Genomic DNA, 9521 nt, shown 5'->3' on the forward strand with positions numbered 1-9521 from the left:
ATACGGATAAGTGGCTACTGCGGCTACCGAGCGATATGTCGGCGGTTTCGGCACAGTTGCCTGCCGTGAAAGCCAACCGAGGGGCGAAAGCCTATTACGGGTAAGCACCTATCGAGTTTATCAAGAAAGCTTACCGAAGGGCGGCGGGCAGCGTCCAGTTGCCTGCCGAGCGATATGCGGACAGGTAGTACGGATATGCACCTACCGAGTTTATCAAGAAGGTTTCGTTGAAGTTTCCACCCAGTTGCCTACCGAGCGAACTTACCGAAGGGCGCAACCCCCTATGCCGAGTTCCTTGAAGGAACTCGGACGTTCGGCTTACGCCGAACGCTTCATGCCCACCAAAACGACTGGTTGTCTGCTGAGGTTTGCGGGGAACGCGCCTGCTTGGCGAAGGGCGAAAGCCTATAGCCGTAATACGGGTAAGCACCTACCGAGTTTATCAAGAAGGTTTCGTTGAAGTTTCCACCCAGTTGCCTACCGAGCGAACTTACCGAAGGACGGAAACCCCTACGGAGTAACGCGCGGGACAGAGACGGCTACTAGGCAGTGTGGACTGGAAGGCAGAGAAACAAACACCTGACATGAATGGCGGCAATAAAGAAAGCGGCAAGCTTTGCGCAGCGATTCCCCGCCAGTGCTTGAGGGCGCGGAAGACGTTTTCAATGATGTGCCGTGCCCGATACAGTTCATGGCTGTACGCTCTCTGCTCTTTCCGGCTTTTAACCGAAGGATAACTGCTGCAATATCCGCTTCCTTAAGCATGTCGAGCAGTTCGTTCGTGTCATACGCCTTGTCCGCAAAGAATGCTTCCGCCTTCAAACCATCCATAAGGAAAGGAGCTTGACGGCAGTGCCGCTTACCGGTATCCCATACTCGTCAACTGCCAAATATAATTTGCTGTTTAGCCCTCTTTTGTGTGACTAATGCCCTAACTGCGGACGCACGCCCCGCATGTGCCTTGATATATGTCGAATCTATCATACGGATATCCCCGGCAGGCTCGCCTATTGCGGCGTCCGCCAGCGTTTTCCATATTCCCTTGTCCCGCCGGCGGCAAAACCGCTTATGCATGCTGCTCCGGTTCCCGAATTCGGGCGGTATATCCCTCCACGGAGCGCCCGTGCGCGTCTGCCACGCTGCCATGTTGATAAACAAACGGCTGTTTTTGCCACTTCCTCGTGTTTCCCTGCCTGCCCGGGTAACAGGTCTTTTATCCGTTCCCGCGCCTCGTCGCTTATATCGTGCTGGTGAATGCCTTCATTTCTTTTCATGCTCCTATTTTACCTCTTTCCCCTTATCCAGTCCACACTGCCTAGGCAACGCCGTATACAAAGACTTCCAGTTCCAATTCGGATATGAACGTCCTTGATTTCGCGGATTTCGGCGAGCGAGGCTTCGCGCCCCAGCACGATGCGGGAAAAACCGAGTCTGCGGTACAGCTTTGCCGCCTCGCGGTTTATGCAGTTCGCCTGCGTGCTCAGGTGCAGCGGCGTGTGCGAGAAGCGTTCGCCGAGCAGGTCGAGCAAGCCCAAGTCCTGTATGATGAATGCGTCGAGCGGATACTGCCCGAACAGGGCGATATGTTCCCGGAGCCGCGCCAAATCGCGGTGGTGAAAGCTTATGTTGAGCGCGCAGTAGAGCTTTCTGCCGGGAAACGCTGCTTTAACGCGCCGCGTTTGAAACACGGCAGGTTTCAAAGACTGAAATGCGCACTTCACGACCTCTGAAGTGCCCACTTCAGGACTCCTGACACGCGCACTTCAGGACTCCTGAAATGCGCACTTCACAACCTCTGACGTGCGCGCTTCACAAAGCCCGGCGCGGGCGGTACCTTGACCGGCGGCGAAAGCGGCGCATAATGGCGCAATATTTTGGGGCAGGAGGCTATGATATGAAAGCGGCACAGAGAATCATCGCGGCGGCGCTGGCATTCGCGGCGGCATTGTCGGCAAGCGCGGCGGGGAACGCCAAGACCGGCAAGGTGAAGCCGAAGGAAATCATCGTCGGGGCAGGGTCGGACTTCCGCCCGGAGTGGTATTTTGACGAAAACAACAAGCTGACCGGCTTCGAGAAGGCGGTGCTGGACGAAATCGACGCGCGGCACCCGGAGTTCACGTTCAGGTATCGAGTGCTGGATTTTCCCAATATCCTCCTGTCGCTGGAGGCGGGCAAAGTCGACGTCGCGGCGTTCCAGTTTGAATACAACCCCGAGCGCGCGCAAAAGTACCTGTACAGCGCGGTCGGCTATACCACATATCCCCTTCATTTGGGCGTGCGCGAGGACGACTTCAGCATAAACTCGTTCGCCGACCTGAAGGGCAAAACGGTCGTACTGACAAGCACGGCGTCAAATGACTATTACGTGACGAACAAGTGGAACGAGGAGCACGGGCGCCCGTTCAAAATCATCTTCGAGTCGACCTTCGCCCTTATGTGCGAAGCTATCGCGTCGGGCAGGGCGGACGCGACGGTGATAATGATTCGCGAGCTTGAAGGCTTCAACAGAGAATACGATGCGCACCTCCGCGCTGTGCAGCCGGCAGTGTACAACTCGGACACGTACTACCTGTTCAACAAGCGGACGGGCGCGGAACTGCGGGACACCCTCGACGCGGCTCTGAAAGAGCTGAAGGACGACGGCACGATAAAGAGACTTTCCCTTGAGTGGCTGGGCGGCGACTTTACCGCCAAGTGAAGGTCGTTCGGCGGTAGCCGAACGACCGAGTTCTTTCAAAGAACTCGGCATAAAGGCAAAGACGCGCCGCGCTCATGCGCCCGTATCAGAGACGGCGTTAAGGGCTTAACAGAGGCGGCGATACGGGCGGACGAGAGACCGACACTGCTCTAGTGTGAGGTACACACTAGGAATAGAAGTCGACCCCTGCAAGCAGCAGTGTCGGTCGGCGTCATAGAGCCGCAATACGGATAAGCGGCTACTGTGTTTATCAAGAAAGCTTGCCGAGGGGCGAAAGCCAATATGCCGTAGTACGGGTAAAAACCTACCGTGTCTGCCAAGCGATATGCCAGCGGGTTCGGCACAGTTGTCTGCCGTGAAAGCCAACCGAGGGGCGAAAGCTTCTATGCCCTTCACCCGCCCGCCCTATATGCCGAGTTTCCTCAAGAAACTCGGACGTTCGGCGTAAGCCGAACGCTTCATGCGCACCAACCGGCTTTATCGCATTTGTCTTCTATAGTATATGCGCTATACGAGCCTACCAAGAGGCGGGCGGAAGCCATAGGGCGGATAAGCACCTGCCGAGTTTATCAAGAAGGTTTTGTTGAAGTTTCCACCCAGTGCCTGCCGAGCGGACTTTGCGGCGTTTTCCGCATAGTTGCCTATCGAGCGATATGCTGAAGGGGCGCGGCTATGAGCCGTAGTACGGATAAGCGGCTACTGTGTTTATCAAGAAAGCTTGCCGAGGGGCGACGGGCAGCGTCCAGTTGCCTGCCGAGCGATATGCTGAAGGGGCGCGGCTATGAGCCGTAGTACGGATATGCACCTACCGTGTTTATCAAGAAGGCTTCGTTGAAGCTTCCACCCAGTTGCCTGCCGAGCGGGCTTTGCGGCGTTTTCTGTATAGTTGCCTTTCGAGCGATAGGCTGAAAGGGCGCGGCTATAAGCCGTAGTACGGATAAGCGGCTACTGCGGCTACCGAGCGATATGTCGGTAGGTTCGGCACAGTTGCCTGCCGTGAAAGCCAACCGAGGGGCGGAAGCCATAGGGCGAATAAGCACCTACCGAGTTTATCAAGAAGATTTCGTTGAAGTTTCCGCCCAGTTGCCTGCCGAGCGGACTTGCCGAAAGGCGCAAGCCCCTATGCCGAGTTCCTTCAAAGAAACTGCCGCAACGCCCGTAGGCGTTGCTACCGAGTTTGCGGAGCAAACTCGCGGCGTAAGGTAAAGCCGCGCCGCGCTCATACGCCCATATCAAAGACGGCGATAAGGGCTTAACAGAGGTAACAACGATACAGGCGTATCAGAGGCTGGCGGCGTGCAGTCAAGGTTTGCGGGGAACGCGCCTGCCCTGACGAGGGGCGAAAGCCAATATGCCGTAATACGGGTAAGCACCTACCGAGTTTATCAAAAGGTTTCGTTGAAGTTTCCACCCACTTGCCTGCCGAGCGGTCTTACCGAAGGGCGCAAACCCCTATGCCGAGTTCCTTGAAGGAACTCGCGCGTTACCCCGTAGGGGTAACGCGCGGGACAGAGACGCTCGATAGGGTAAACAGAGGGCTGTCTAGGTAGCGTGGGCTGGAAAGCAGAAGAACAAATACCTGACATGAATGGCGGCGATGAAGGAAACGGCGAGCTTTGCGTCCCATCACTATGCGGAAAAAGCCGAATCTGTCGGTGCACTTCGCCTGCGTGCTCGTGTGCGGGAAGTACTCGCCGAGCAGATCGAGCAAGCCCAAGTCCTGTATGATGAACACGTCGAGCGAATACTGCCCGAACAGGGCGATATGTTCCCGGAGCCGCACCAAATCGCGGTGGTGAAAGCTGATATTGAGCGCACAGTAGAGCTTCCTGCCGGGAAATGTCGCTTTGACGCGGAGCGAGAAGTCGCCGATTCCAATTATATGCGGCGTCTGCACCGTAGCTATAGACATACCGAAGTTTTTCGGGGAACCGGCGAGAGACAAGCAGTTCATCCGTCAAACCGACACTGTCTGCGTTTCGGTTTTCTGAGCCTCGTTTCTGTAGCGTTCGGCGGTACGGCACTTTTGGAGCGCTCGGTCAAGGTTATTGGCAAAAAGCATTAAATCCTTGCAGGAATACGCATGCGTTTTTTCGGAAATGACGCCTGTTTCAAACAGGTGCAGGTGAAAATTGCGGAGGGAAACCCGCTCCCGGACGTTTTCGCTTGAATACTCAATGCCGCGATCGTTCAACACGGTGATGCGTTTTTCAACGAGCCGTGCGGCAAGCTGAATATCGCGCGTAACGGCAATATCGTTTTCCGTGACGTGTGCAACGATATACTCGTCCGCACTACCTTCGTGTTTGCCAGTAACAATCATCGTGAATAGGTTGTTTGGAGGAATCGGAATGAGGCGGTTTGCGACAAACTTAAGCGGGATATACAGCCGATTCGCAAACCGTTCAACCATCTGACGGACCGGTATCGGGCAAGAATCTGCGTCAATCCAAATTGTCAAGCAACGCCCGGTCAATCTTTTCTATCATCCTGAGCGTCAAACGCTCGGATTCAATTAAATCTTCGGTGAGAGGGATCTGTTTTGCGATTTGCGCCAGCTTCTTTTCTTTATACAATTCATCGCATAGCATAATGCCCGATAGAATGGCGACCTGCAATGAATCAGTTATCGCTACTCCGGAACTGCTTTCAACGAGGTGTACCATTTTTTTATAGTTATCGAGCAAAAACTCCAAATGCTGACTATCTTCCCTCGCTTCGACAGAGAAAAGGGCGCCAAGGACATCAATTCGCAAAACACCCATGTTCAGAATATATCAAACTGAGTTTCTGGAATGGGCTGACGCGCTATGCTTTCCGTGTTTGACGGCGTATCCGAATATTCTTGCATATGCTCTGTCGTCGCAAATAATTCAGCGGAATGTTCCGCCGACTGATATTCCTGCGGTGTATTTACCGACAATTCGCCCGTAGATTCTGCCAGAATTTCTGAACCTCCCAGTGACTGAATAGCGCCGAATCCTTGCGTTAAATCCGTTTCAGCACACCCAATCGTTTCAAGTCGCTCAAGCGCATGAAGCAGACTTTGCTCAATTTGCGTTTGGTTGTCTTGGTATTCTGCGATTTTACGGTGCAATACTTCTTTTTCGGCATTGAGGCACTCGCAGTCCGTTTGAAGTTTTTTGTTTTCTTCCACAAGAGCACTGATTTTGGTTACCGCTAATTCAACTTTCTGGTCAAGAAGCTGAATCTGATTCAACGTAATCATATTATACCTCCGTATATGTATTTTTTTGCGACGTCAACAACTGCTTTAAACGCTGTAGCGTCCTCTATCGCCATATTTGATAACGCCTTTCGGTTTATTGCTATGCCAGCTTTTGTAAGCCCCTCGACAAATCGCGAATAGGTCAATCCTTTCGCCCGTACCGCTGCGTTAATGCGTATAATCCATAATGAACGCATATCCCCTTTTCGATCGCGCCTACTCACATATGCATGAACCAATGCGTGGGTTACCGCCTCTTTTGCTGCCTTATAGTTTGTTCCACGCCGTCCGGTAAACCCTTTTGCCAGTTTTAAAATCTTGATGCGGCGGTTTTTTCGTTTTGTGCCGTCAATCGCTCTTGGCATTCATTTCTCCTTAAAAAATCCTCTTATCCGTATGGCAACATCTGCTTTTGGATTTTCGCGGTATCTGCCTTGCTCAAAATTCCTGTGCCGCGAAGATGTCTTTTCCGTTTCGTAGTTTTTTTCGTTAGGATGTGACGAAGGTTCATTTTTTTGTACTTCACTTTTCCGCTACCAGTTAAACTAAATCGCTTTGCGGCAGAGCGTTTTGTCTTCATCTTAGGCATTTTGTACCCCTGCTTGTTTTTTCGACTTCGGACTCAGCATCATAGACATAAACTTACCTTCCATTACTGGCTGTTTTTCAACAACATATTCGCCTTCAATGCGTGTCAGAACTTTCTTAAGAATGTCTAGCCCTAATTCGGTGTGCGCAAGCTCGCGTCCGCGAAATCGAATCGTAACTTTTACCTTGTTACCTTCATCCAAAAATTCTTTCGTGTGTTTCGCCTTGAAATCAATATCGCCCGCGCTAATTTTCGGCTGCATCCTGATTTCTTTTAATTTCGACTGCTTTTGTTTCTTTTTGGACTCCCGCTGTTTTTTTTCTAAATCAAAACAATACTTGCCGTAATCAAGTATCTTGCATACCGGAGGCTTTGCTTGCGGCGCCACTTCCACCAAGTCAAGCTGTCGCTCGCGGGCTATGTTGAACGCCTCCTGAGTGGATAAGATTCCCCCCGCGTTGCCTTCATCGTCAATTAACCGGACTTCCCGCACGCGAATCTGTCCGTTGATTCGCAAATCTCTGTTATCCGCCAACGATACTCCTTAAATTATCGCCTTCAAAAAGGCATTGTACTAAGTATATACTTTATCAAAAATAACCGCGATATGTCTAGTAGGCAAATTGTATTGTCAAGACAAATATTTTCGTTTTTCCAAATGAATAAAACAGGCGTGATATAGCAAATAAACTTTTTGAATGCGGAGAACAGCGAAAGCGAGTCCCGCTTATAAAAAGAACCTTCCCGACGGGCTCGCAAGTGAAAAGCTCCGGTTAACCCTTCCGGTAGCTTCGTGCTCGGCAGACGGGCACCCTAAAGCAGCTAGGAGGCGTGAACTAAAAAAGGTAAAAGAGGAGCATGAAAAGAAAAGAAGGCGTCCACCATCACGATATAAACGAAGAGGCGTAGGAATAGCGAAAAGCAACCGTTCATTTCACTAACGCGATAGCGCGGCAGGTGCGCACAAGTACGCCGTGGAGAGATATGCCGCCAAAATTCGGGAACCGGAGCAGCATGCACAAGCGGTTTGCCGCCGACGGGACAGCGGACGCCGCAATAGGCGAGCCTGCCGGGATATTCGTATCGATAAGTTCGACCTGTATCAAAGCACACGCGGGGCGCATGGCGGCAGGTGAGGACATTAGCCACGCAAAAGGAGGCTGAACAGCAAATTACACTTGGTAGTTGACGAATACGGGATACCGACAAGTGACACACTATTTATGTGCGGTTCAGCCGCTGGGCAAAAGTGGCGTATGGGAGCAGGTTTCCGCCAAGCTCCGGCTGGAAAACATAGCCGAAGCAGCTGGAGCACAAAGATACACGCAATATCGGTAGGCGACGCGGCGTTTATGAAGTTCAACCTGTCATGCGGGGCATATAACAGAGTATGCGGGACTCGCAAATACTTGTAGAGCGCTCGCGGGAGTTTATGCTGGAGTGTGCACGCACAGCCGGAACTGTCCCTCTAACGCATAAGTGAGAGAGTCTCTGCACTGTAGCACAGGGAGTCCCTGCATTATGGTGCAGAGGGATTCTGCCAGACGGGTGCGGGACGCGCCGCTCCTGGGTATCGGCAGCGCCTTGCGTCAACGAGCCTGCCGTCTGTTCGCTTCATCCTTTGCAGGGCGCCTGTTGGCAAAAGCGGCGGCGGTATGATATAAATACCCCACACTCGACAGGAGGTCTATATGAAAAAGAGCATTGTGGTCATAACCGGCAGCGCGCGGAAGGGCGGCAACAGCGAGTTGCTAGTCAACGCGTTTACCGAGGGTGCGCGAGAGGCAGGGCACGAAGTTACGGTGTTTGAATCCGCGCGCAAAACGATAGCGGGCTGCACCGGCTGCAATACGTGCTTCAGTACGGGGCGCGCGTGCTCGGCGAAGGACGACTTCGACGAAATCGTCCCCGCGCTGGAAAACGCGGACGTCCTCGCACTGTGCACGCCGCTCTATTGGTTCTCGTTCCCCGCGCAGGTAAAAGCCGTCATAGACAAGTTGTATTCGTTCTATGTCGGCAAGCGGCCGCTGAAGATAGTCGAAACCGCGCTGCTCGTATGCGCCGGAACAGACGATATGGCGGACTTTGACGGACTGCTGAAGACGTATAACCTGATAGTGAAGTATCAGGGGTGGAAAGACCGGGGGATAGTGATAGTGCCCGGCGTGAATGAGCGCGGCGACATACAGCGCACCGACGGGCTTGAAAGAGCAAAAACGCTGGGGCGCAGCCTGTAGGCATACGGCAATGCGCGGGGTGCGGTACGGACACAGGGCATAAAAAGAGCAGGGCGGAAGCCCTGCTCTTTTTGTCTCGATGCCATTATAGGGAAAGTGGTTTGCCAGGAGACTGCCCGCGGGTGGAAAGCAGATTCCAAAACTCCGGCGAGAATAGACTTTGCAATACCGCGCTATAACACCGCGGGCGTGGCGTTGCCTCACGCCCGCAGGCAAGACGCTTTGCGGATAGCCGCCGCCGCTTCTCGCCCGCACAGTAACTCTACCAGCAACAAAGCAAACGTTTCCGCTGCGCCGGGCGCTTCGCTGGTTACGAGATTCCCGTCCTGCCAGCAGGCGGCTTCTTTTTTGACGCTGTGCGCTGTGCGTTTTTCCCAGTCCACCCCCGCCCATTTGGGGAACTCACGTTCCATTCCGGGATAGCAGGTATACGTCTTTCCAGCGAGCAGTCCGAGTTTGGCAAACACGACTACCGGTGCCGCACAGATTGCCGCCGTAATGCCGCCTGCGTCCCGCGTTTTTTCTATAATGCTGACCGCTTCGGGACAAGCGGCGATATTCGCGGCTCCGGGCATTCCGCCGGGCACAACCACTGCGTCAAACGCGCCCGTTTCTTTGAGCGCTCTGGTGGCAGTAGTGTCGGCGCACAGCTTTATGCCGTGCGAACCGATAAGCGCAAGGCTGTCCGAACACGACGCGCTTATCACGTCGGCACCGGCGCGGCGCAGATAATCCACCAGCGTAACCGCTTCGATTTCCTCGCACCCT

General features: G+C 53.4%; 16 protein-coding genes. 4 read left to right on the forward strand and 12 right to left on the reverse strand.

What is annotated here, in order from left to right; all coding sequences use genetic code 11:
• Positions 1-510: 510 nt before the first annotated feature.
• The 3 genes from AWU74_RS10105 to AWU74_RS03140 all read right to left on the reverse strand — a co-directional run bounded on the left by AWU74_RS10105 (position 511) and on the right by AWU74_RS03140 (position 1739).
• Positions 511-831 (reverse strand): hypothetical protein, encoded by a 321-nt coding sequence (locus tag AWU74_RS10105; RefSeq protein WP_162502397.1) that lies wholly within the window; start codon positions 829-831, stop codon positions 511-513.
• A 48-nt stretch (positions 832-879) separates the two neighbouring features.
• Complete coding sequence (locus tag AWU74_RS13330) at positions 880-1146, reverse strand: transposase (protein WP_062327483.1); 267 nt, start codon at positions 1144-1146, stop codon at positions 880-882.
• Between the two features lie 137 nt (positions 1147-1283).
• Positions 1284-1739 carry a peptidase U32 family protein gene (locus AWU74_RS03140; protein ID WP_062327485.1) on the reverse strand — a complete coding sequence of 152 codons (456 nt, stop codon included), beginning with the start codon at positions 1737-1739 and terminating at the stop codon, positions 1284-1286.
• 155 nt (positions 1740-1894) lie between these two features.
• On the opposite strand from AWU74_RS03140, the gene AWU74_RS03145 reads away from it, so the two are divergent.
• Positions 1895-2698: a transporter substrate-binding domain-containing protein gene (locus AWU74_RS03145; protein ID WP_187150811.1), complete on the forward strand. Its 804-nt coding sequence runs from the start codon at positions 1895-1897 to the stop codon at positions 2696-2698.
• Between the two features lie 954 nt (positions 2699-3652).
• On the opposite strand, the gene AWU74_RS12600 is transcribed toward AWU74_RS03145, so the two are convergent.
• The 8 genes from AWU74_RS12600 to infC form a co-directional block, all read right to left on the reverse strand.
• The gene (locus AWU74_RS12600) at positions 3653-3934 is read right to left on the reverse strand and encodes a hypothetical protein (RefSeq protein ID WP_162504728.1); all 282 of its coding nucleotides are present in this window, start codon (positions 3932-3934) and stop codon (positions 3653-3655) included.
• 247 nt (positions 3935-4181) lie between these two features.
• Complete coding sequence (locus AWU74_RS03150) at positions 4182-4610, reverse strand: U32 family peptidase (protein WP_162504729.1); 429 nt, start codon at positions 4608-4610, stop codon at positions 4182-4184.
• Between the two features lie 45 nt (positions 4611-4655).
• Positions 4656-5111 carry a DUF188 domain-containing protein gene (locus AWU74_RS03155; RefSeq protein WP_062327493.1) on the reverse strand — a complete coding sequence of 152 codons (456 nt, stop codon included), beginning with the start codon at positions 5109-5111 and terminating at the stop codon, positions 4656-4658.
• Positions 5112-5142: 31 nt separating this feature from the next.
• Positions 5143-5463 (reverse strand): cell division protein ZapA, encoded by a 321-nt coding sequence (gene zapA, locus AWU74_RS03160; RefSeq protein ID WP_062327495.1) that lies wholly within the window; start codon positions 5461-5463, stop codon positions 5143-5145.
• A 2-nt stretch (positions 5464-5465) separates the two neighbouring features.
• A complete protein-coding gene (locus AWU74_RS03165) occupies positions 5466-5927 on the reverse strand; it encodes a hypothetical protein (protein ID WP_062327498.1) in 462 nt (153 codons plus the stop codon).
• Positions 5924-6292, reverse strand: a complete 369-nt coding sequence (gene rplT / locus AWU74_RS03170; RefSeq protein ID WP_062327501.1) for a 50S ribosomal protein L20 — start codon at positions 6290-6292, stop codon at positions 5924-5926. Before rplT ends, AWU74_RS03165 begins: the two co-directional genes overlap by 4 nt.
• Positions 6293-6315: 23 nt before the next feature.
• The gene (gene rpmI / locus AWU74_RS03175; RefSeq protein ID WP_059370277.1) at positions 6316-6516 is read right to left on the reverse strand and encodes a 50S ribosomal protein L35; all 201 of its coding nucleotides are present in this window, start codon (positions 6514-6516) and stop codon (positions 6316-6318) included.
• Positions 6509-7051, reverse strand: coding sequence for a translation initiation factor IF-3 (gene infC / locus AWU74_RS03180; protein WP_062327504.1), 543 nt, complete (start codon positions 7049-7051; stop codon positions 6509-6511). The genes rpmI and infC overlap by 8 nt, the downstream gene beginning before the upstream one ends.
• Before the next feature lie 422 nt (positions 7052-7473).
• Here infC and AWU74_RS10115 point away from each other — a divergent pair, with 422 nt between their 5' ends.
• The 3 genes from AWU74_RS10115 (at position 7474) to AWU74_RS03185 (ending at position 8753) form a co-directional block, all read left to right on the forward strand.
• Positions 7474-7680, forward strand: a complete 207-nt coding sequence (locus AWU74_RS10115) for a transposase (RefSeq protein ID WP_162481623.1) — start codon at positions 7474-7476, stop codon at positions 7678-7680.
• 14 nt (positions 7681-7694) lie between these two features.
• Positions 7695-7931, forward strand: coding sequence for a hypothetical protein (locus AWU74_RS11500; RefSeq protein ID WP_162481622.1), 237 nt, complete (start codon positions 7695-7697; stop codon positions 7929-7931).
• A 276-nt stretch (positions 7932-8207) separates the two neighbouring features.
• A complete protein-coding gene (locus AWU74_RS03185; RefSeq protein ID WP_062327507.1) occupies positions 8208-8753 on the forward strand; it encodes a flavodoxin family protein in 546 nt (181 codons plus the stop codon).
• A gap of 200 nt (positions 8754-8953) precedes the next feature.
• On the opposite strand, the gene AWU74_RS03190 is transcribed toward AWU74_RS03185, so the two are convergent.
• On the reverse strand, positions 8954-9521 hold a 568-nt coding region (locus tag AWU74_RS03190; RefSeq protein ID WP_062327511.1), incomplete at its 5' end, for a DJ-1 family glyoxalase III.

Source organism: Treponema endosymbiont of Eucomonympha sp. (genome assembly GCF_001028545.1).